This window comes from Hymenobacter sublimis (assembly GCF_023101345.1).
Taxonomy (GTDB): domain Bacteria; phylum Bacteroidota; class Bacteroidia; order Cytophagales; family Hymenobacteraceae; genus Hymenobacter; species Hymenobacter sublimis.
Genome location: NZ_CP095848.1, coordinates 3,597,003 through 3,618,122, shown reverse-complemented (window position 1 = coordinate 3,618,122; position 21,120 = coordinate 3,597,003). Strand labels below are relative to the sequence as shown.

Here is a 21,120-nt window from a genome sequence, read left to right as displayed (position 1 = left end):
ATTTTATTTTGGTTTTATTAGTTTAAAATGATTAAATTATGGCAGGTATTGACCATATATAACCTTGTTTCTTGTTAGTATTATAATGAGAAAATTTTCTGTGTGTCAGTAAGAAAATGCTTGTAATATTGTGATCGCGATCAAAATTTTATAAATGACATAGGTTTTATTTAGTAAAAAAATATATTCGTCAGGTTTTTAATTGAATATTTATTTAGTGAATGCATTATAGTTTAGGTGTATATTTAACTGTATTTATAGAATTAGCTAAATCTGATTGGCTTGTTAACCCATAAGTTTCTCATAAATTTTTTTGATTTTACAACACTTAATCAACAAAAAGTGAACATGATTTCAATAATGACAAAAGCCGAGTTAAAGGCTAAAGAGGCTATTAATCTTCCTGCTTTTCAGGGGATTGATTTGAATCATATTAAAAGTAAGGTTACTCAAATATTGTCTCTTATAGGAAGAGAGAGTATATTCAATGAGTATACTAAACACGATATTAGTCATATAAACAGTGTTTTGGAAAGTCTTGATTGGATAATACCCAAGGAGACTGCTGATAAAATGACTGATGGAGAATGGTTAATGATAGTATTGTCGATATACTTTCATGACTTAGGTATGATTGTGACTAAAGAAGAATACGACAATAGAAATAAATCTAATTTTCCTTCATTTAAAGAAGCTCTGCTAACGAGTTCTAATCTTGAGCTGGTTAGTAAGATTAATAAAATGGAGAAAGATGAAAAAGAAAAGTTTTTGTATCAAGAGTTTGTAAGGCATAAACATGCTGAGAGAGTGAAAGCATGGATAGCAGGTAACCCAAGTAATCTTTTGGGATGTTCAAGCGGTGCTATTGAAGAGATAGGGTCTATGTTGAGCAACCTTGATCAAAAATTTAAAAAAGATTTAGGTATAATATGTGAAAGTCATCATTTGGATGATCTCAATGATTTTTCTAAATATAAAACCTCATATAGATATGGAAACAACCCTCAGGAAAAAGTTAATTTACATTACTGTGCTATAATATTAAGAACAGCAGACCTTTTACATATAACCTCTGATAGAACTCCTTCAACGGAGTTAAGGTTAATCAACCCAAGCGATCCCAAAAGTCAGGTGGAGTGGAGTAAACAAAGGGCTGTTAGTGCAGTAGCTCCCAAACTGCAAGTTAACAAGGAAGGTGATATTGATCCCTCGCTACCAAGTCATACTATTGAAGTTACAGCTTATTTTCAGGGAGAAGATGGAGCAAAAGGCTTCTTTGGACTCATATCTTATATCGGATATGCCAATCATGAGTTGAAAAAATCATATGATTGGGTGAAAAAAGCATCGAAACAACAAGGTACTCACGATTATATATTTCCGTGGAATGATATTGATGATTCTGGAATAGAGACAGAAGGATTCGAAAGAAAGCTTTTTGAGTTTAAGTTAGATCAATCCAAGATTCTGCAATTACTCGTTGGACATACACTGTATAATGACTCAACCGTAGTTCTTAGGGAATTGATACAGAATTCAATCGATGCGATTAGATTGCAAGGATATATCCAAGATAAAGCAAATGATCAAAGCTATAAAGGTAAAGTTGAAATTAAATGGAATAACAAAAGTAGATTATTGTCATTTTTAGATAACGGTACCGGTATGACTCAGGAGATAATAGAGAATCACTTACTGAAAGTAGGGTCATCTCGTTATCAGTCTGAGGAATTCGCTAAAGATTTTCCCGGCTTCACTCCTATAAGTCGTTTTGGTATTGGTATCCTTACGTGCTTTATGATAGCAGATAATATAGTGATTGTTACAAATTCTAGTAATAGTGATGAAGTGTCTGCAAAAAAATTGACAATTAAAAATGTTGGAGGTAAGTATCTGTTGCAACATATATCTCAAGAAGAATCACAGCAATGGGTAAATAGTCATGGTACATTTATACAGCTAGAGGTGCGTCAAGATGTGAAAATGGACGATCTTGAAAAAAATATAAAAAAATGGATATTGTTTCCTCCTTGTGAAATGAATCTATCCATTGATAATGAAGAATCTATAACTATTGGCTATCAATCGCCAGCTCATGCCATCGAAAGTTATTTAACGGATTTAGGTTATGAAGTTGATGGAAAAAATATCAAAGTTGCACAGGATACAATCAACGACATTGATATAGCTTTTGGTCTGTCATATTCAGACAAGTTTAATGAATGGAGCTTTTTGACTCAGACTCGTCAAAACTCAAAATTAAGTAGTCCGGTTGGTACATGTATTGAAGGTGTCAGAGTAGAATTTGATAGCCCTGGTTACATTGGAAAAAATTTGGTATCCGTAGTAAATGCATCAGGAAAACATGCGCCTAAAACCAATGTGGCTCGGTCTAATATTGAAGCTAATTCAGAAAGGAACGAGTTTTTGCGTAATATTTATCAGCTGTATTTAAATCATGTTGAAAATGAAATAATAAATATTCAAAAAGGAACGGATTTCTCTTTAACATGGGCGCTTAATGAAGCACCTATCCTTCTTGCACCCATTGTGAGAGCAAATGATTCAGACAACACTAGACCTGCCGACAAATCAGTATTGTTTGATGAGTTAGAAAAGGCTAAAATTTTGTTGATAGAACAGAGCTTTGAGCGGAAGATTGCTTCTATAAATGATGTCAAGGCTCTTGATCATATTTGGATTATCGATTGCGATTTATTTAGATCAGCTGAATCGCTTATCAAAGAAATTAAATCTGCTCCACCTTTGACATCATTGGTTAAAACTTTATATAATGGAAAGGATGAAAAAATAAAACATATCGATAATTTGTTGTGTAGCTTTAGGAGAATAGATTCCATTTCGGAGCATGCTTTGAAAGGTAGAACTATTAGTCATGTTAAGATATTTCCTGTTGAAAGAAGAGTAGATGTGTGCTGGTCTTTTAAAGGGGAGGACAATTGGATTCTTATAAATTCTAAAGCCAAAAAGCGTAGGAATTATGATGATTTGGATAAACGTAATTACTACTTGCAAATAGGTGATGTTGAGATTGATGGAAAACATGATGAAACTTTTGTCGAGTTTTTTGGAAATATATTGATCTTGTCAGGGTCACCTGTACATGACTTTGTACTGAGTGTATATAATAAATTAAATTTAGGAGTCAACGATGAAGACGATGCGATTATGTCATTGCTAGTAGACGTCGTTGGTCGGTTTCTGCATAGTGGAGATGTTTCAAAGAGTAATTTAGAGAAGTGGGCAAAACAACTTTTTGATCATTATTTTGCCCAAAATAGCACATCTATTACTCCTGAAGTATTTTGGAAGAAAATAGATAAAGATGCTTTTACTCAAGTGCTTGTTGATAATAATTGGAAAACCTTTAGTCCTGCTTCGTGGAAAAGGGATAAAAGTGAATACCAATATGTTTAGGTAGAATAATAATCAAAAAGCGCCGCTTACTAAAAGTAAGCGGCGCTTTTTGATTATTAGGTTCAGGATAATTTTTGTTTCTGCTATGCTCTACCCAAAAAAAGTCGGGATTATTACAGCTCACTAATTGCCTTCTGCATTGCCGCTTTTCGGTTCTCAACCCTATCCGTTTTAGAACGAGCAATTTGTGGCTTGCTTATAATAGTCAGTGTTAGCACTAGCTCTTTAGAACCTTCTTCCTTTTTAACTTCTCCACTCATTTTCACCCGCTCTCCATTCCACTCAACTTCATTTACTCCTTCATAGGGACGCTTTCCAGCCCCATAGGCAGCTTGTAGGGTCTCTGAGAAGCTGATGATATTCTCGCGCCCCTTGACAGTTACAATAATGACTGCTAAAGCGTTTTTGTAGAAAGTATACTGAATCTTGTCTAGTGAAGCAGTTCCGACTTTTAATACATCAGTAGTACGGGTATAGCATTTAACACCTGCTTCAGAACTCCCGCAGTCTTCGTCAATTAAGTGGCTGAATGAACTGACATCGCTTTCGAGCTTTGCGTCTTTGAAACCGTTCTTTTCATCTAGCTTAGTAATTGAGCCCTGAGCCAACGTGGATAGGTAAAGGCCTAATGAGAACAGGATAGTAAGGATAGTGCGAGTTATGAGGCCAAGCATTCGAAGTTAAGCTTAAAGGAATTTTAGTCCGGCGCTGTGTTAAAGCCCGAGCTTGTCAGTTGTAAAGCTAAGCAGGACGTAGGTAGCTATCGACCTGTTTAAACCAACGTTTAAACCGTCAACAAAAAAGCCACTTGCCTTGAAAGACAAGTGGCTGATTCTGAATGAGCGGGAAACGAGGCTCGAACTCGCGACCCTCAGCTTGGGAAGCTGATGCTCTACCAACTGAGCTACTCCCGCGTGGTAAAGCAAAAGTACGCGGGGAAAATCAAATTCCAACTGCCTGCGTATCCTTCAGCTCCCTCCATTTGGTATTGTTTTCATTAGCGGCGCCCAGGCGCCGGATTCAACTGCTGCTTGCTTATGTCCTGGCCTCTTCCGCCTACTACCCGCCGCCTAGTTGGCTGGCTGTTCTTGATTGCTGGCTTTTTGCTGCTACTTGGTGTTGGCCTACAGCTCGGGGTGGTCTACTACGAATATGAGCGGCTGGGCCCGGATGTCCTGAGTTCAGGTCGGATTGTGATAAGCCTGACGATGCTGGTAGCGGCTGTAATGATGCTGCGCTACGGCTGGCGCGAACGGCGCGGCAACGATACCGTGGATTAGGAGCCTTACCTTTGCCGCTCTTCTTTGACCTGGTTTCCCTGTTATGACCTCTCCGCTCCGTATTCTGGTAGCTAAGCGCAATGCGGCTACGGCTGCCCAATTAGCTGAGCTAGGCCAGCGCCTGTTTCATGAAACGTACGTGGCCCACAATACCCCCGAGGATATGGCAGCTTACGAGGCCGCTACCTTCGGCCCGGAGCAGCAATTACGTGAGCTACAGGACCCTGATACCGTTTTTCTGTTGGCTCAGCTGGTGCAGGAAGTCGTAGGCTACGCGAAGCTGAAGCTTCACTCAACCCTGGGCCTCGACCCTGAGAAAACACCCGAAGACCGGCTGGAAGTTGAGCGGTTGTACGTGAGCGAGGATTGGATTGGTACGGGGCTGGGCGCGGCCCTTATGCGCCGCGCTATTGAGGAGGCTCGTCAGCAAGGAAGCCGGGCCGTTGTGCTGGGGGTTTGGGAGAAAAATACCCGGGCCCTGGAGTTCTACCGCCGCTTCGGATTCCGACAGATTGGCACTCACCTGTTTACGGTAGGCTCTGACGAGCAGACCGACCTGATTCTGCGTAAAGGATTACAGTAAACAGTGCCTGTATTCGCTCTTGCGTGGGGTTCAAGGTAGAGAAGAGTTGTCCCGCCTATCTTCTAGCCATGTCCGCGTACCTTTAGCTTGTCGTCTACCTAGCCTGCTTCCGTTGAAACTACTACGGCCTGTTTGTTCTCTTGCCTCTGGTGTGGTGTGGAGCCTTCCGCTGCTGCTGGCCGCGTGTTCCAGTGATGCGGGCGGAAACGAACAAGCCCAAGTGTCGCTGCCCAGTGGCCACTACGAGGGTCCGGTTAGCTACCAGGGCAGCGAGTTGCGGGTAAGCCTAGATTTGCGCGAAGTTGCTCCGGGTAAGCTCCAGGCCGATGTAAGCTTTCCGCAGCTGCCGGGGCTGGAGTTTGAAGCTGGCCGTCTGGCGTACCAGGAGCCGCAGTTGCGGCTGGAGCAACAAGCCGGGCAAGCAGGCGGCATAAGTATTCAGGCCGTGCGAGAAGGCGACTTTCTGCGCGGTTTGTTGACTATAGACAGTGTGCGGGCTGATTTTGTCTGGGTGCGCCGGGGCGAGGCGGCCCCGCGGGGCTTCCGGGAGCAGGGCCTGACTGTTCATTACGCCGGCCGCGCCCAGGCTGCGCGCCTCCTCCTCCCCGACGATACCCTGCGGCTACATCCTGCCGTAGCACTGCTGGCCGTACCCCGCACGCAGGCCGCTGCCCAAACCCGAGCAGCTTACCTGGCCCGCCGCGGCTTCGTTACCCTGGTCGTAACCGCTCCGGCCCCGACTGATGCCGCAGACTCCAGCGCGTATTATGCCACGGCGGCGGCTTTAAGCACGTTGCGCCACCAGGCTGCGGTTGATTCCGGGCGGGTAGGGTGCTGGGGCCGCGGCTCCGTGGGGCCGCAGGTAGCCGGGGCCGCCGCCCGCGCCCGGCCGGCCGCTGCTTTTGTTGTCTTGGAATCGGTGGCGGCCGCTACCCGTGACGAAGCCAGCCACTACCAACCGCTCAGCCAGCAGCGCATTCCGGTGCTGGCGCTGTACGCCGGCCTCGATACAAGCGTGAACGTGCGCGAAAGTGCCCGACGCTTGCGCCTCGTACTTGAAAATCGTCGCGGGACGCAGATTCGCACGTATCCGCAAGCCGCCGCCGACTTTGTTCAGCCCGGCCGCTTAAGCGCCGATGGTCAGTGGCAGTGGCCCAAGCCAGCGGCCGGTTACTGGGAAGGCCTCACTGAATGGCTGCGTGAAGTCACGAAGTAGTTTTGACAAGTAGAATCCTCGGGGCTCGGTGTCGAACGAAATGACTCTACTTATGCGGTAGTTAGGCTGCGCTAGGTAAGAATAAGCACGGCTAAGCCTCAATTAAGGCCTGCAAAAGGCTGCTCGCTTAGTTGCCGCCGGCGAGCTTGGAGGCACCGTATTACAGTACCAATAACCCCTTTTCGCGCAGCAGCTGCCAGCCCGGTGACAACAGAAACTGCTCCCAAGGTTGGCTGGTTGCGGTGGGGTAGGAGGTAGCCGCGTCTTTCAGTAGAATCTTGGTATCGTAGTCGGTAGCCAGGGTAGTGAGCAGCTCGAGTAACCAAGGGCCCAGAACTGCCGGTACGGTCACCTCAAAATCCTCGGCCTGCTCGTAGAAAGTTAGAATGGCCCGCTGTCCTTTTTTGGCCGGCTCATACCGCAGCTCCGGCGCATTGCCTAGCCAAAATAGGCGGTTGTTGGGCCGGGCGTCGTCGGGTTTGGCGGGCTCCTGCAGGGCCTGCTGAATCAGGTGGCGCGGCACGGTGGGCTTCGGCGTCCGGAAGTCAAACCAGAAGCTAAGCGGCTCGGTCAGGGCTACCCCGTGCAGGTAGTTGTACAAGGCCTTGGCCAGGCCCGGCCCGAAGGCCTCGTGGTCGGTGCCGGTGGGGTCTTCGTGCCACAGGTCGTTCCAGGCAAAGGCACCTTGCTCCGGCCCAATAGCTGCTACCTTATACTTCGCCGGGTTTTTACCCACGGGCGAGTGAGCCGTCATGGAAAAGCGGTGCCAGTAGCCACTCTGCACGATGCCTGCCTGAAACAGCTGCCGCACTACTTCTAGGGAGTCAACCGTTTCTTGGGCTGTCTGGGTAGGGAAGCCGTACATGAGGTAGGCATGCACCATGATGCCGGCCTGGGTAAAGCCATCTGTAACCCGAGCAACTTGGGCAATGGTCACGCCTTTTTCCATGAGGGCTAGCAGCCGGTCCGACGCTACTTCCAGGCCCCCGCTTACGGCAATGCAGCCGCTGGCGGCCAGGAGGCGACACAGGTCGGGGGTAAAGGTCTTTTCGAAGCGAATGTTGCCCCACCACGTAATGCTTACGCGCCGCTTGAGTAGCTCAATGGCCAAGTCGCGCAGGGCCAGGGGCGGGGCCGCCTCGTCCACAAAATGGAAGCCGGTTTGGCCAGTCTGGGCAATGATCTGCTCGATTCGGTCCACGAGTAGGGCGCTCGGGGCGGTTTCGTAGCGCGAGATGTAGTCCAAGGTTACGTCGCAGAAAGAGCAGCGCTTCCAGTAGCAGCCGTGAGCCACCGTCAGCTTGTTCCAGCGTCCGTCGCTCCAGAGCCGGTGCATGGGATTGAGCACCTCGATTACGGAGAGATACTCCGTGAGTGGTAAATCGGAATAGTCGGGCGTGCCTACCTCAGGGTGGGGTACATCCGGAAATGGCTGATTGATGTATTCCACTTCGCCCGTCGCATTCCGCAGAAAAGTGCGCTGAAACGGTAAATTTCGTGCTTCCACCGCGCCTTGCAGCACGGAGTGCACCATCTCAACCGCGGCCGCGCTACTGCCACTACCTACTCCCGTGGCGAGGTATTCCACCTCAGCTTCTGCCTGATGCTCCACGAACTCAGCAGCCCTATTGCCCTTACCCAGCCATTCCAGTAGCCGCAGCCAGGGCCCTTCGCCGTCGTCCAGGGTCAGGAAGTCGATGTAGTCGAAGAAGCGCGGCTCGCGTAGGTTGCGTAGCTCGGTGTTGGGGTAGCCGCCGCCCATCAGCGTTTTAGTAGCCGGACTGATCTGCTTAACACGACCCGCCAAGCGTAGGGCCCCGTACAAGTTGCCCGGAAACGGCACCGTAAAACCCACCACATTGGGCTGTACCCGCGCTACTAACTCATCCAGCAGCTCCACTAGCATCTGGTCGAGCAGGTTGGGAGCCGCTTGCAGGGCCTCGTGCAATCCGTCGAAGGAGGTAGCCGACATGGCCAGCTTTTCGGCGTAGCGCGAAAAGCCAAACTGGGGCCCCACCGTCTCCTTGATTAGGTCGCCGAGGTCTTCTAGGTAGAGGGTGGCTAGGTGGCGGGCCTGGTCGGTGAGGCCCATGGTACCGAAAGCTGTTTCCAGGTCGGCAATATTGTCGAAGCGGCTGGCTTCGGGTAAGAACCGCGAGTGGCAAATGCGCGGGGCCAGCGTGTTGTCCTTGTTTTGCAGAAACCGAATGACCGGCCCGATGGTGCTCAGGTAGCTCTGCTTGAGGCGCAGCATGCGACGGGCGTTGTCAGTAAGCGAGTAAGCGCCGGCCTCAATTTCGGCGAATACCCGGCCCAAGCCTTCTTTCGAGAACAGCTTCAGCACTAGCTCTAGCCCCAGGTCGGCCTGGGTTACCTGGTAGCCGCGCCCGCCCAGAAAACCCTTGAGGTAGGCCGTAGCCGGGTAGGGCGTGTTGAGCTGGGTGAGCGGCGGGGTAATGAGCAGGATGCGAAGCGAAGCGGACACGGCAGCACGGGGTCAGAAGCGGACAACAAAGATACGATGCCAGAGGTGCCCGTAACCGTCTTCACCCTACCCCTAGTTCCGGAGGGGTAATGCTACAAAAGCGCAGGCCGCTCCTTTTTCCCTGATAGGAAAAGTGAGCGGCCTGCGCTTTTGCTTGTGCCTGGAGGTAGCCTACGCCAGCTGATCCAGCGAGAGGCGCTTGGGCATCAGGTCGCGGCGGAATTCACTAACGGAACGGCCGGTTACCTGACGGAATTGATTGCTCAGGTGCTGCCCGGAGCTGTAACGCATCTGCTCAGCAATTTCGCTGAGGGTCATTTCATTATAGCTCAGCATTTCCTTTACCCGTTCAATTTTCAGGCGGATCAGGTATTTCTCAATGGTGAGGTTGGCCGTGCGCGAGAACACCTTGCTCAGGTGAGAGTAGGTAGCCGCAAACCGGTCGGTGAGGAAGGCCGAGGTAGTGAGGGGCATGCGGGCAGTGCGCAAGTGCTCTAGGTACTCTACCAGGGCGCTTTTGATTTGCTCGGTTAGCTGATCGGCGCGGCCCATCAGCACATCGAAACCCGCCTCGCGCAGCATGGGCGCCACGGAAGCCGGATCAGCCGGCGTGCTTTGATCAAGTTGCGCCTGGCCCAGCGTTACGTCGGTAGGATGGTAGCCAGCTTGTTCGAGAAGGCTGCGCACGGCTTCGATGCAACGTGGGCAAACCATATTCTTGATGTGGAGAAGCGTCGTTTTCACGGATGTTGGGTTGAGTTCAGCCGCGTTGCGGTCCGCGTGGGTTTACGAGTAGTAGCCGCCTTTGGATTAGGCCGAGGGCGCCGTGTGGGTTCCGTCGGCGCTTCGGCCCATTCCTGACCAAACCAGTTGGCAGCCGCCCAGTTTACAAAGGGCACTACACCCAGGAACGTTACGGCCAGTAGCCAGAAAAATACGAAAAAAGCACTGAACAGCCGGCCAAAGAAGTGGTCCTGCACCCCAAACAAATAGCCTACCAGCGCCAGCGCCAGCAGAAAGCTAATTCCCGCCAGCATGGCGGCCCGCCGCAGGAGGGGAGTAGAGGCAAAAGCAGGAAGCGTTGGACGGGTCATGACAGCGGCAAAAGGTAGACAAAGATACACGTCCGTCCTATTCAGTAGCCAGTAGCGGCCGGCGTAGGGTAGCCATCAGGTGTAACAACAAGACATGGGAGAGGCGGGTTTTGGCGGTGGAACAAGGGTAGCAAGCGTAGGAAATACTCATACGCAAAAACTAGTGGCTCGGTCAGCCGTACAGGCCAAAATAGTATACGTCTTACTTCTCTTCCTAACCTGACCCATGAAAACCGCTGCTTTCCTCCGTGCAATGGCCGCTGCTGTGCTGCTCACTACTTCCCTCACTGCCTGTAATACCGGCGACAAAGCCGGGGATACCAACGTTGAGCGCAGCGAGGCTAAGGATCCGGGAATGGATACCAACATGCCCAGCCAAAACCCTGGTGCCGACTCCGCTACCTCGGGCACAGACCGAAATACCAAGAAAACCCCCACGGGCCGCGAGGTGTACGAAGACGGTGCCAACCGCAAAGACAGAAACAATGACGGCCTCGCCGACTAAGCTCAGGCCATTCTGAAGTCCTTAAACACAACAGCGCCGGCTCTCCTTGAGGAGGGCCGGCGCTGTTGCATTGGGTAGAATCCGTCTGCTAGAACTCTCGGTTAAGAGCCCAGAACCAGGTTAGTAGAACACGAATCCGTTGGGGCCGATGCCGACCGTGAACGAGTCAATGGCAGCGCCGGTGCTGCGGTAGCGGATTACCTTATCGGCGGCCGTGAAGGAGCCGATGCCGCCGTAAATTGTGTTGTCCTGCGGATCGACGCCGAGTCCGTAAAAGCTGCGCCGAATAAGCGGGGTAGTCGGCAGCTTGTCGTCGCCGATGGCCATCGTGTACACGCCGCTCCGGTAAACGTAGTACAGCTGGTCGCGGCGACCATTGATGGTCAGGCGGCTCGGGGAGCTAGTATTTACCTCTACTTCCCGGGTTTTGGCCGTGAGTTGGCCGGGCGTAATCTGCGAGAGGCTGCCTTTGGTAAGCAAGGTAGGGCCAGGGTTGTAAATCACCTTGCCTCCGCTCAGCACCCATACGTTGTTGTTGCGGTCCACCACCACGCTATTCGGCGAATCGCCCACCACGATGGTACCTTCCACCGCGTCCGTAGTAGTGTTGATGACGGTAACGGTGTTTTCGCCGCTGTTGGTCACGTAAAGGCGGTTGCCCGCCACGGCTAGCCGCTCGGGCTGGATGCCCACCGGAATGCTTTTGGTAACCGTATTGGTCTTCAGGTTGATAACCGAAACCTGACCAGCGCTACCATATGCCACCGTTTCGGTAACGTACCCTTTCTCAGCGGAAGAGGCCGCGAAATAACGGGGCAGTTTCAGGCTGCTGATGGTTGCTTTCGAGCGGAAGCTAGCCAGCGAGACGACCTCCAGCTTGTTGCTGTTGTTGACCACAATGTAGCCCAGCGAGTCCTGAGTAGCCATGCTTTGGGCCACGTCGCCCAAGGCGCGTTTGTTGACGGTAGTAAACAGCAGAGGGTTCTTGACGGAGTTGCTCTCCTTGCTGAACAGGCTGATATCGGAGTTCGACCGCAGGAAGTTTCCCTCGTTTACCACGAATACGCTCTTGGTAATGATTGGCGCTTCCGTGGGCGTTGGGTCGTTGTTGGGGTCGCAGGCCAGCAGGCTCAGCGTGGCAGCACTGCCCAGCAGCATCCGGCTAGGTAAGCTGGTGAGGGTGGAAAATGGCTTCATAAAAAGGAGTTAGGGAAAAGATGACGGGTTAGTGCCACAGCACGCGCAGGCTCAGGGCCCCGTGCCGCAGGGGCATGGCGCGATTCTGGTAGCTCTGGTAGCTGCGGTTGGTGAGGTTGTAGCCCTGGGCCAGCACCAGCAGTTTCCAGCTTGGGCCTACGGCCAGCGTGCGGCCCGCAGTGGCATTCAGCAGCAGGTAGGAGGGCAGAAAGCTGGTGGCCGAGGCATCGGTGTAGCGGTAGCCAGTGAAGGTGAGCGTGGTGGTAAGCTGCCAGCCCTGCCACTGCTGATCGGCACTCAGGGCGGCCGTGTGCAGGGGCACGAACGGCAGTTGCCGGTCCACGGGGTCGGAGTCGGAGGCCGCGCCCTGGGTTTTCTGGGAGTGGGTGAAGGCGTAAGAAGCCCGAGTTGCCAACTGATAGGCTCCCGGTTGCCAGCTAAGCTGACTGCTGGCCTCCAGGCCCTGGGCCCGCACCTGCCGCAGGTTGCGCGGCGACCAGTACGAGGCGCCCGGCGTCCACTGCACCCAGTTGTCTACTAGTTGGTGGTAGGCCGTGAGTTCGGTTTGCAGGCGCAAGTGAGCTGCCGGCTTGGATAGCGTGTGCACTACCCCGCCTTCGTAGCCAAACCCTTGTTCGGGTAGCAGATTGGGGTTGCCGCCGGGGCGCCAGTACCGCTCGTTGAGGGTAGGGGCGCGGTAGCTGCGAGAGGCGCTGGCTTTCAGGCTGAGCGCTTGGGCGCCCAGTTGCACTACTTCCCATTCTGCCCCGGCCGTGGGCGTGAGTGGGGGCTGCTGGCCCGGCAATACGGCCTGGCGCATATTCAGGGACAAGCGCAGGCGGGGCCGCGGGTCGTAGCGGAGCAGGGCAAAGCCGGAAAAGCGGTTTTCGGTGCGGGGCTGAGTGCCGTAGCCATCTACCTGAGCCGCAAAGTGCTGGGCCTCGGCCCCTACCCGTAAGGAGGCGTTAGGTGCAAAAGTCCAGGTATGCTCGGCCTGGGCCTGGGTAGTATGCACCGTTGATTCGCTTAGGCCGCTCACGTCGTCGCGGTAGTTGATGACGTCCTCAAACCAGGCCACCCGGCCGGCCCACTCGTGGCGGGCGCTTACGTGGCGGTAACCGGCCATGAGGCGGCGACTTTGGTCCCGCTCCTGGGCGTTAGTATTGTTGGTGCCAATACCGGGCTGAATCTGGCGGTCGGCATCGGTCAGCCATGCGGCGGCCGTTAGCTCCCCATGCTGCCCCAGGCGCAGGGTTAGGTCTTGAGTGAAGCTGGCTTGCTGCAGGGCCGCGTTTTCCTGCTCCCGGCGGACACGCCCAGTGGCTACCTGCTCGAAGTAAGAGAAGTTATTGTCGGCCTGACGGTAGAGCAGACTGGTGCGCACGGCTAGCTTCTCGTTGCTGAACCCCACTTCCAGGGTGCCGGCTCGCAGCCCAAAGCTGCCTGCTTCTACCTGCCCCACAGCCCGCCAGCCTGCTCCCCAACGTACCGGCGAGGAAAGCAGCACTGTGCCCCCACGGCTCCGTTGCCATAGGTGGCGCTGGCTGGCCCCGGCTGAATATCTACTTGCGTAGCGCCAGCAGTCGGCAGCAAGGCAAAGTCGGCTTCGCCGAGGGAAGGTAGGTTGATGTTGAAGCCGTTCCAGAGCACCGCCGTGTGCCGGGCCGAGGTGCCCCGCATGGTGATGGACGCGAGTTGCCCAGGCCCGTAATTCTTGAAGTACAGGGCCGTGCGGGCGCTCAACACCTCCGCTAGCGTGCTGGTGCGGTAGTTGGCCAGCGCCAATGAATCTAGGGTGAGCCGGCGGCTTCCTACGGCAAATCGGTCGGGCCGAACGCCCGCCACGCGCACGGTAGGCAAACGCTGGGTGCGCGCCGTGTCAGGAGGTAAGGCCGATTGGGCCGCCAGGGGCTGCGCCACGGCCAGCAGGCTCGCGCAGCCGAGGAATGGGCCTAGCTGCTTTAGGGGCAGCCACTTCAGAAAATGCATCTTCCGAACCAAATTTTCGCAATCGAAAAATTCAGTTCAAAACCCCAGGGTTGCGCGGGCAGCAAAGCCACTCGCGGCTTCCTCGGAGCCGAGGCCGAAAACAGACGAAAATCTAGCCGCGCTGAAGCGCCGCCACTGCATTCATTCTCCGCCCTTCCTCCGCAGGCGCTGAACATGGGAAATGCAGAGGCAGGTCTCCTGGCTTGCTCCGGGCGCGTCGCCTTCCCATTTCGGCGGCTTTCCAAGGAAAGTGCCTGTGAAACAGTGGCCGGTGATGACGCGCCGACTCGTGAAGCGTACAGTTGCGGGGACAGCTCCGGAATTAAACCGGATTCCCTTTTCAGCCTCGCCCCCCAATCGGGGTCCGGCCACCTCTACGCTGCAAAGGTAACAGCAAAGTCAGAAAGAAGCTAGGAGTTGGGAGCGAGGAGACCGGAATCAGAAGTAAGGAGACGGGTAGTTCAGCATTGTAACCTTTGTGGGAGCAATCGGTACCACTAGCTCCTAGCTCCTAGCTCCTAGCTCCTAGCTCCTAGCTCCTAGCTCCTAGCTCCTAGCTCCTAGCTCCTCCCTACCCAGTTATCCATTCATGAAGCTGCCCGCTGAGTTTTACCGCCGCCCCGATCCTGTTCTTATTGCCCGCGAAATGCTCGGTAAATATGTGTTTACGCGCATCAACGGGGTGCTTACCGGCGGCCGCATCGTGGAAACAGAAGCCTACGCGCATATCAACGACCAAGCCTGCCACTCTCACCTGGGCCGCTACACGGCGCGCACCCGCGTGATGTACGAACCTGGCGGCGTGGCCTACACCTACCTGATCTACGGGCGTTACGTCCTTTTCAACATCATTACCAACGAAGCCGGCAAGGCCGACGCCGTACTGATTCGGGGGCTGGAGCCTACGGAAGGCATTCCGGAAATGCTGCTGCGCCGGGGCATGACGGAGGTACGCCGCAACCTCACGGGCGGCCCCGGTCTGCTCACCCAAGCCCTCGGCCTTACCACTGCCCACTACGGCCTGCCGGTAACCGGCGATGTCGTTTGGCTGGAAGACCGAGGCGACGTAGTGCCCGAGGACCATATCACGGCCTCGCCCCGCGTGGGCATCGATTATGCCGGCGAAGATGCCGCTCTACCCTGGCGCTTCCGCCTCAAAGGCAACCCCTGGACTAGCCCGGCACGGTGAGTGAGTTGAAGTAGCATAACAACAACCCGTCATCCTGAGCGCCGCGAAGGACCTTGTCACGCAGGAATAATGAACGTAACAACGTCTCGTTCCTGCGTGACAAGGTCCTTCGCGGCGCTCAGGCTGACGGGCTTTTTCAAACTCACTAGGTCACCAACTCACCATTTCACTGCTTAGAGCTTCTCGCAGACCAGGACCATGAGCTTGCCTTCCAGATTGGTGGTAGCAAATAGGTACAGGTCGCCGCCCTCGCGGATGCCAGTGCGGTGGCGGAACTCGGCCACGGTATCGGGGAAGTTGCGGGTAGTGACGTGGGCGCGGGCTTCGGGGCCGAGGTGGGTGCGCAGGGCCTGGCCGTCGTATTTCTCCACGGCCTTGATGCGGAAGATGCGGCCGGGAAACTCCGGGCGCAGTACATCAGAAGTGTAGAGGTGGCTGTGCTGGTGCAGCTTGAGCATCTCGTAGGCCGTCCCGATGCTGCGGAACGCGCCGGCCTTGAGTACGGCCACGTTGGGCTCATAGAGGTACTGCTGCGGCTCGGCGTAGCGGGCAATGGCGCGGGCTTCGCGCGCCCGGTTCAGCCGAAACTCCTGCTGCTGCCCGTTGCGTAGCAGGTTCACCGTGTAGCGTTCCGGGTCTACGGCCGGCTCTGGGCTTAGCTCGTATAGTACCTCCTTGCACTCATTGTCCACGGCTAGTACCCACAGCCGCCGTACGTGGCGCAGCTCCTGAATGGCCTGCTCAATGTCGAGCATGGGGGAGGTTTTGAGCAATACGCTCCGACCCTTGTGCAAGAGCAGGGGCATAATGCGCAGCACGTCCGGCTCGCAGTCTTGGAGGCGGAAAATCTTTTTGGCGGCCGTGTCCCGGCGAGCGGGGTCCAGGTACAGCCAGTCGAACGTATCGGGCGTATTGCGCAGGAAATGCACGGCGTCCTCGGTGTGGCACTGCACGTTCTGAATACCTAGCTGCGCCAAGTTATACCGCACCACATCGGCCAAAGCCGCGTTGCGCTCCACGTAGTGCACCTCGGCCACGCTGGCAGCAAAGTGGGCGGAGTCTACCCCGAAACCACCCGTGAGGTCAGCGAGGCGCTGGCCTTGCACCAGGGAAGCCTTGAACGCTGCCGTACGAGCCGAAGAGGCTTGCTCAACCGAGAGAGTAGGCGGAAAAATTAGGTCGGGGTTTTCAGCCCAAGTTGGGAGCTTGGTGCGAGCCTTCTGGCGGGCCTGAATCTGCCGAACTAGGTCCGGGACGGGGAGGCCAGGGTAGCGGCGGGCCTGCAACGCAAGCTGGGCGGGGTCGTCGTGCAAATGCTCCGCAACGTATTGCCGAGCCGCTGCCGGCAGGGGGTATTCCATGTAGGCTTCCTACGAAAATAGAGCCGGCCCGGACGCGCAGCGCCCGCACCAACCCCGAACAACAGATACTCAAACGTAAGCAGGATTCTGGCAATGCCGAACGGCCCGGCGCTACGTTAGGAAAGGGTGCTAGTGAAAACAATCATTCCGGACCAGGCATTGCCACGGAGGCAACACCTAATCCGGAATGGTTGTAAACGTTAAGCAGACTAGCGCAGGTTCCAGGTCAGAGCCACCATTGGGCGACCGGTACGGCTGGCGGCCAAGCCCACGGCGCTGGGCCGCAGCTGAACAGACCCCGTACGCGCGGCTGGCAGTGCGGCGTTGTTAGCTTCCACGGCCCGCTGAAAGTGGGAATTCGTGTTGCGGGAAATAAAGATGTTGCTGAGCAAGCTGGCTATGGCCACGCCGGCCGCTACCTGCTGCGTGCCATTGAAATACTGCTGCTTCTCATCCAGAGCCAGTACCTGCTGGCTGTAGAGGCCTACTGCTCCAACAAACGTGGCGCGCTCAGCTAAGTATAGCCACTTCTGCCGGCGGTAGCGGTTCAAGTTGTCTAGGGCTTCCTCATTGCCAGCAAGGTAGGGGCGCAGGCGTTGCCCAAAGAAGCCAGCATTCTGATATTCGCCTTCCGTAGTACCCAGGCCCGTGGTAAAGAAGAAGTTCTTCTGTACTCCATTAAAGCCCCGCGCCTTGTCCTCCGGGCTTAGGCGAATAATGGTGTTGGCCTGTTGCGCCTGGGCCGTTAGGCTCAGCCCTAGGGCGCAGGAGGCAGCAAGCACGGAGCGGCGCAGGGCGCCGGAAAAGCGAGTTGGAAACAGCTGATGCATGAGTACAAATCTAGAGTACAATCATTCAGGGACCTAAGCGCTTTGGCGAGAAAAAAGTGCAATTCATCGAGGGAAATTTCGTGCTCCACTCAACAAAAGCCCAAGGCCCTTCGTTCTGACGGTCAGTTCACTAATTTGCTCTCTATGAAAACGCTGACTTCCTTCCTGCGTCCGGCCTTGCTCCTGGCTACCTTGCCGGCGGCACTTACTTTCTCGGCCTGCTCCGATGACGACGATAACAACGTGGCAACTCCCGACCAAGGCAACGTTCTGATTTCCCACGCCGCGGCCTCGTCTAACGTGCAGGTAACGGCCCTGGCCGATGACAAGCAGATAGGACAGCTCAACTATGGCCAGAGCAGCGGCTACCTGAAAGTGAATGCGGGCACGCCCACCCTAAAAATCAATAACGGCAGCCAAACGGTTGTTACGCAAGGGGTAACGGTTGCCAAAGACCAGAATTACTCGGTGTTCGTGTACTCGCCGACTGCTACGATTGGTAGCGCGGCCCTGTTGCCGGTTTCCGATGACCTGTCGGCACCGGCTGCTAACCAGGCCAAAGTTCGGTTGGTGCATTTGGCCGTAGGAGCGCCCTCTCCCGTTCGGCTCAGTGTGCCGTCACCGGTGCCCGGCGGCGCGGCCACTGACCTCACCACGGATGTCGCCTTTGGTGCAGCGTCTGGCTTTGTGGCGGTTAATGCTGCCTCGCTTGGCCTGAGCGTTACTGCTGCTGGCACGGGCACTACCCGCACGCAAGTGCTGGCCGTAGGCGATGGTAGTGGCTCCGGAACGGGTACCAAGAACTTTGAAGCCGGCAAAATTTACACCATTGTAGTGCGAGGCATTGCTGGGGCTGGGGTGCCAGCTGCTCAGCAGGCGCAGGCCGTCATCATCCAGAATAACTAAGCTAGATTTACTGCCAGCTAAGCAAGGCCTGCTCCAATTAGGGGTGGGCTTTGTTGCTTTCGGGCCTACTAACAATTTGGCTATCTTTGTGGTTGAAAAGCGACAACGCATTCCAGCTACTACCATCATGGTTGATACCAAGACCACGGCTTACGTTCCGTACAAAGTAAAAGACATGTCTCTGGCCGAATGGGGCCGGAAAGAAATCCGCTTAGCCGAAGCCGAAATGCCCGGCCTGATGGCTCTGCGCGACGAGTACGGCAACAGCAAGCCCTTGCAAGGTGCGCGTATTGCTGGCTGCCTGCACATGACCATTCAAACGGCCGTGTTGATTGAAACGCTGATTGCGCTGGGTGCCGACGTAACGTGGTCTTCCTGCAATATCTTCTCTACCCAGGATCATGCCGCCGCTGCTATTGCTGCCGCTGGCATTCCGGTATATGCCTGGAAAGGCATGAACGAGGAGGAGTTCAACTGGTGCATCGAGCAGACCCTGTTCTTTGGTGAGGAGCGTCAGCCCCTGAACATGATACTGGACGACGGCGGCGACCTGACCAACATGGTGCTAAACCAGTTCCCGGAGCTAGCCGCGGGCATCAAAGGCCTGTCGGAGGAAACCACCACGGGCGTACTGCGCCTGCTGGATCGGGTGAAGAACGGCACCCTGCCCATGCCCGCCTTCAACATCAACGACTCGGTTACCAAGTCGAAGTTCGATAACAAGTACGGCTGCAAAGAGTCGGCCGTGGATGCTATCCGCCGCGCTACTGACGTGATGATGGCCGGTAAGATTGCCGTGGTAGCTGGCTACGGCGACGTAGGAAAAGGTACGGCTGCCTCGCTGCGTGGGGCCGGTGCCCGCGTGATTGTAACCGAAATTGACCCCATCTGTGCCCTGCAGGCTGCCATGGACGGCTACGCAGTAAAGAAGATGGAAAACGCCATCAAAGAGGCCGACATCGTGGTAACGGCCACCGGCAACTGCGACATTATCACGGAGCAGCACTTCCGCGCCCTCAAGGACAAAGCCATTGTCTGCAACATCGGGCACTTCGACGATGAAATTGACATGGCCTGGCTGAACAAGAACTACGGCCACACCAAGGACACGGTGAAGCCTCAGGTAGACTTGTACAATATTGAAGGCAAAGAGGTAATCATCCTTGCTGAAGGTCGCCTCGTAAACCTGGGCTGCGCTACCGGTCACCCGTCGTTCGTAATGTCGAACTCGTTCACGAACCAGACGCTGGCCCAGTTGGAGCTGTGGCAGAACGCCGACCAGTACGAAAACAAAGTGTACACCCTACCCAAGCACCTCGATGAGAAGGTAGCTCGCCTGCACCTCGCCAAAATCGGCGTAGAGCTGGACGAACTGAAGCCCAAGCAGGCGGACTACATCAACGTACCCGTGGAAGGCCCGTTCAAGTCGGACCTGTACCGCTACTAAGAGGTAGTTATTTCATGTGAAAAGCCCCGCTTCTGTGAAAGGAGCGGGGCTTTTTTGTGCCGACAGTTTATCAGTGGATGTTGTTGAGGCGGCCAGCGTATTCTTCAGAACTTGTGTATATACCTGCTCCCAGCAATTTCCACTCATGCAGCAGATGGATTTGGTAAGTGAGGCCCGTGTTGCTGGTGTTTACAATGCCGCCCAAAGGCTTCCAATCGTGGCCCAGCATAAGGCCGGATATAGTAGTGTATAAGCCTAGCGCCCGCAGGGTAGAATCAGTGCGTAAGGCTTCTACCCGAAGGTGAAGTGTGTTGTTGACGTTAAGCGGGACAGTGGCGTTAGTACTCCAATTGCCTATGGCTTCGCGGGCCCCATCAGGTGACAGTAGGTTTTTAGCCTGCCTCGTGCTTTCCGACGAGCTTCCTCTAAACGCCGTCAGACTAAGTAAGAAGAGCAGGGCCAGTCCTACCCCGATTTCTCGCCGGAGTACCTTGAATACCCGTACCCAAGCGTAGATAATCAACACTAAAAGCACAATATTTAGGCAAGTCCAGGCTAACGCTACCATCTCGACGCGGTATAAGCTAAAAACTCAATCTAGAAAGAAGTTACGCTTTACCAGCCGCTCCGATTCTTGCCAGAGCTGCTGGGCGTTGGCCGGCGTGTTGAAAGGATGCTTTACCGCCTCGGCCTTCTTCTTGATGTAAAACCCGCCACTCACCTGCCCGACTTCTGGAGCGGTTGCTAGGTAGAGGGTTGTTTCGGCGCCCTTTTGGGGCGAAATCATGAAAGGGCGCAACAGGGAGGTAGCCTTAGCCAGCCAACCTTTGGCATTAGTGCCGAAATTGCTGGCTATTACGCCGGGGTGTAAGCTGTTGGTAACTACGTTGGTAATGTTCCGTTCGCGCAGTTGTCGGGCCAGCTCCTGCGTGAACATAATATTGTAGAGCTTCGTGTTGCCATATTGTTGCAAGGGGCTATAGCTGCGTTCTTGGCCTAAATCGTTGAGGCGGGGCTGGGCCATCTTGTAAGCCATAGAGGCCACGTTGATGATGCGCGCCGCGGGGCTCAGGAGCAGCTTGTCTAGCAGCAAAGCGGTCAGTAAAAATGGGCCGAGGTGGTTGGTGACCAGGGTCATTTCCAGCCCATCAACGGAGACCTGGCGAGGCTTGCCAAACAGCAACCCCGCATTATTTACCAGTAGGTCGAGCTGGGGGTAGCGTTGGTTGAACTCGGCGGCTGCCCGCTGAATCTGGCTAATGTCGGCTAGGTCGCAAAGCAGCACATCTACTCGGTGCCCTAAGCCCACTGCATCCTGGGTTTGCTGCCGGGTGCGGGCGGCTTTTTCGGCGCTACGGGCTAGCAGCACTACGTGGTAACCTTGTTGGGCCAGTTCCAGGGCAGTTACCTCACCAATACCAGAAGTGGCGCCCGTAACCAGGGCAATGGGCTGCACAGCTGTGGCCATACGAAGGAAGTGAGTGAGCTCCTCTATACGCAAATCTGCTCGTAAAGAGGTAAGAATTACGCAACTATCGGCTACGCACCGCTAGGGGCTGCACGTCTGCTGCATGGCATTCTCGAAGCTGCGCCCGAATAG

At 54.3% G+C, this 21,120-nt stretch carries 19 protein-coding genes, 1 tRNA gene and 1 riboswitch; of the genes, 8 read left to right on the top strand and 12 right to left on the bottom strand.

The features are described 5' to 3' along the window. Positions 1 to 360: 360 nt before the first annotated feature. Entirely contained in the window at positions 361 to 3,438 is a 3,078-nt protein-coding gene (locus tag MWH26_RS15170; RefSeq protein WP_247974929.1) for an HD domain-containing protein, read from the top strand. Between the two features lie 113 nt (positions 3,439 to 3,551). Here MWH26_RS15170 and MWH26_RS15165 read toward each other — a convergent pair whose 3' ends face one another. Then, positions 3,552 to 4,112, bottom strand: a complete 561-nt coding sequence (locus MWH26_RS15165) for a hypothetical protein (protein WP_247974928.1) — start codon at positions 4,110 to 4,112, stop codon at positions 3,552 to 3,554. 167 nt (positions 4,113 to 4,279) lie between these two features. Further along, positions 4,280 to 4,352: transfer RNA gene (locus MWH26_RS15160), tRNA-Gly, on the bottom strand. Between the two features lie 123 nt (positions 4,353 to 4,475). Between MWH26_RS15160 and MWH26_RS15155 the strand changes: the two genes are divergently transcribed. The 3 genes from MWH26_RS15155 to MWH26_RS15145 all read left to right on the top strand — a co-directional run bounded on the left by MWH26_RS15155 (position 4,476) and on the right by MWH26_RS15145 (position 6,517). After that, complete coding sequence (locus MWH26_RS15155) at positions 4,476 to 4,718, top strand: hypothetical protein (protein WP_247974927.1); 243 nt, start codon at positions 4,476 to 4,478, stop codon at positions 4,716 to 4,718. Positions 4,719 to 4,761: 43 nt separating this feature from the next. Then, positions 4,762 to 5,301 carry a GNAT family N-acetyltransferase gene (locus MWH26_RS15150; RefSeq protein WP_247974926.1) on the top strand — a complete coding sequence of 180 codons (540 nt, stop codon included), beginning with the start codon at positions 4,762 to 4,764 and terminating at the stop codon, positions 5,299 to 5,301. Between the two features lie 151 nt (positions 5,302 to 5,452). After that, positions 5,453 to 6,517, top strand: coding sequence for a dienelactone hydrolase family protein (locus MWH26_RS15145; RefSeq protein WP_247974925.1), 1,065 nt, complete (start codon positions 5,453 to 5,455; stop codon positions 6,515 to 6,517). A 160-nt stretch (positions 6,518 to 6,677) separates the two neighbouring features. On the opposite strand, the gene MWH26_RS15140 is transcribed toward MWH26_RS15145, so the two are convergent. The 3 genes from MWH26_RS15140 to MWH26_RS15130 form a co-directional block, all read right to left on the bottom strand. Beyond that, positions 6,678 to 9,002: a B12-binding domain-containing radical SAM protein gene (locus MWH26_RS15140; protein WP_247974924.1), complete on the bottom strand. Its 2,325-nt coding sequence runs from the start codon at positions 9,000 to 9,002 to the stop codon at positions 6,678 to 6,680. A 171-nt stretch (positions 9,003 to 9,173) separates the two neighbouring features. Beyond that, a complete protein-coding gene (locus MWH26_RS15135) occupies positions 9,174 to 9,746 on the bottom strand; it encodes an AraC family transcriptional regulator (protein WP_244697432.1) in 573 nt (190 codons plus the stop codon). After that, complete coding sequence (locus MWH26_RS15130) at positions 9,743 to 10,096, bottom strand: hypothetical protein (protein WP_244697431.1); 354 nt, start codon at positions 10,094 to 10,096, stop codon at positions 9,743 to 9,745. The genes MWH26_RS15135 and MWH26_RS15130 overlap by 4 nt, the downstream gene beginning before the upstream one ends. 226 nt (positions 10,097 to 10,322) lie before the next feature. On the opposite strand from MWH26_RS15130, the gene MWH26_RS15125 reads away from it, so the two are divergent. Beyond that, on the top strand, positions 10,323 to 10,601 hold the full coding sequence (locus MWH26_RS15125; protein WP_244697430.1) for a hypothetical protein: 279 nt from the start codon (positions 10,323 to 10,325) through the stop codon (positions 10,599 to 10,601). 120 nt (positions 10,602 to 10,721) lie between these two features. Here the strand turns inward: MWH26_RS15125 and MWH26_RS15120 are convergent, their stop codons facing one another. The 3 genes from MWH26_RS15120 to MWH26_RS15110 are packed head-to-tail and all read right to left on the bottom strand — an operon-like array spanning position 10,722 to position 13,787. Beyond that, positions 10,722 to 11,798 (bottom strand): DUF5074 domain-containing protein, encoded by a 1,077-nt coding sequence (locus tag MWH26_RS15120; protein ID WP_247974923.1) that lies wholly within the window; start codon positions 11,796 to 11,798, stop codon positions 10,722 to 10,724. Between the two features lie 28 nt (positions 11,799 to 11,826). Further along, a complete protein-coding gene (locus MWH26_RS15115) occupies positions 11,827 to 13,305 on the bottom strand; it encodes a TonB-dependent receptor (RefSeq protein WP_247974922.1) in 1,479 nt (492 codons plus the stop codon). Continuing rightward, positions 13,248 to 13,787 (bottom strand): TonB-dependent receptor, encoded by a 540-nt coding sequence (locus MWH26_RS15110; protein WP_247974921.1) that lies wholly within the window; start codon positions 13,785 to 13,787, stop codon positions 13,248 to 13,250. The genes MWH26_RS15115 and MWH26_RS15110 overlap by 58 nt, the downstream gene beginning before the upstream one ends. A gap of 171 nt (positions 13,788 to 13,958) precedes the next feature. Further along, a riboswitch (cobalamin riboswitch) is annotated at positions 13,959 to 14,178 on the bottom strand. A gap of 198 nt (positions 14,179 to 14,376) precedes the next feature. Between MWH26_RS15110 and MWH26_RS15105 the strand changes: the two genes are divergently transcribed. Continuing rightward, positions 14,377 to 14,976, top strand: a complete 600-nt coding sequence (locus tag MWH26_RS15105; protein WP_247974920.1) for a DNA-3-methyladenine glycosylase — start codon at positions 14,377 to 14,379, stop codon at positions 14,974 to 14,976. Positions 14,977 to 15,149: 173 nt separating this feature from the next. Here the strand turns inward: MWH26_RS15105 and MWH26_RS15100 are convergent, their stop codons facing one another. Further along, a complete protein-coding gene (locus tag MWH26_RS15100; RefSeq protein WP_247974919.1) occupies positions 15,150 to 16,337 on the bottom strand; it encodes a class I SAM-dependent methyltransferase in 1,188 nt (395 codons plus the stop codon). Positions 16,338 to 16,546: 209 nt separating this feature from the next. After that, positions 16,547 to 17,167 (bottom strand): hypothetical protein, encoded by a 621-nt coding sequence (locus tag MWH26_RS15095; protein ID WP_247974918.1) that lies wholly within the window; start codon positions 17,165 to 17,167, stop codon positions 16,547 to 16,549. Between the two features lie 144 nt (positions 17,168 to 17,311). On the opposite strand from MWH26_RS15095, the gene MWH26_RS15090 reads away from it, so the two are divergent. Together MWH26_RS15090 and ahcY are read left to right on the top strand one after the other, a co-directional pair. Next, on the top strand, positions 17,312 to 18,073 hold the full coding sequence (locus tag MWH26_RS15090) for a DUF4397 domain-containing protein (RefSeq protein WP_247974917.1): 762 nt from the start codon (positions 17,312 to 17,314) through the stop codon (positions 18,071 to 18,073). A 127-nt stretch (positions 18,074 to 18,200) separates the two neighbouring features. Continuing rightward, a complete protein-coding gene (gene ahcY / locus MWH26_RS15085; protein WP_247974916.1) occupies positions 18,201 to 19,520 on the top strand; it encodes an adenosylhomocysteinase in 1,320 nt (439 codons plus the stop codon). A gap of 70 nt (positions 19,521 to 19,590) precedes the next feature. Here ahcY and MWH26_RS15080 read toward each other — a convergent pair whose 3' ends face one another. Continuing rightward, positions 19,591 to 20,055: a hypothetical protein gene (locus MWH26_RS15080; protein WP_247974915.1), complete on the bottom strand. Its 465-nt coding sequence runs from the start codon at positions 20,053 to 20,055 to the stop codon at positions 19,591 to 19,593. Positions 20,056 to 20,112: 57 nt separating this feature from the next. Next, complete coding sequence (locus MWH26_RS15075; RefSeq protein WP_247974914.1) at positions 20,113 to 20,988, bottom strand: SDR family NAD(P)-dependent oxidoreductase; 876 nt, start codon at positions 20,986 to 20,988, stop codon at positions 20,113 to 20,115. Positions 20,989 to 21,120 lie beyond the last annotated feature (132 nt).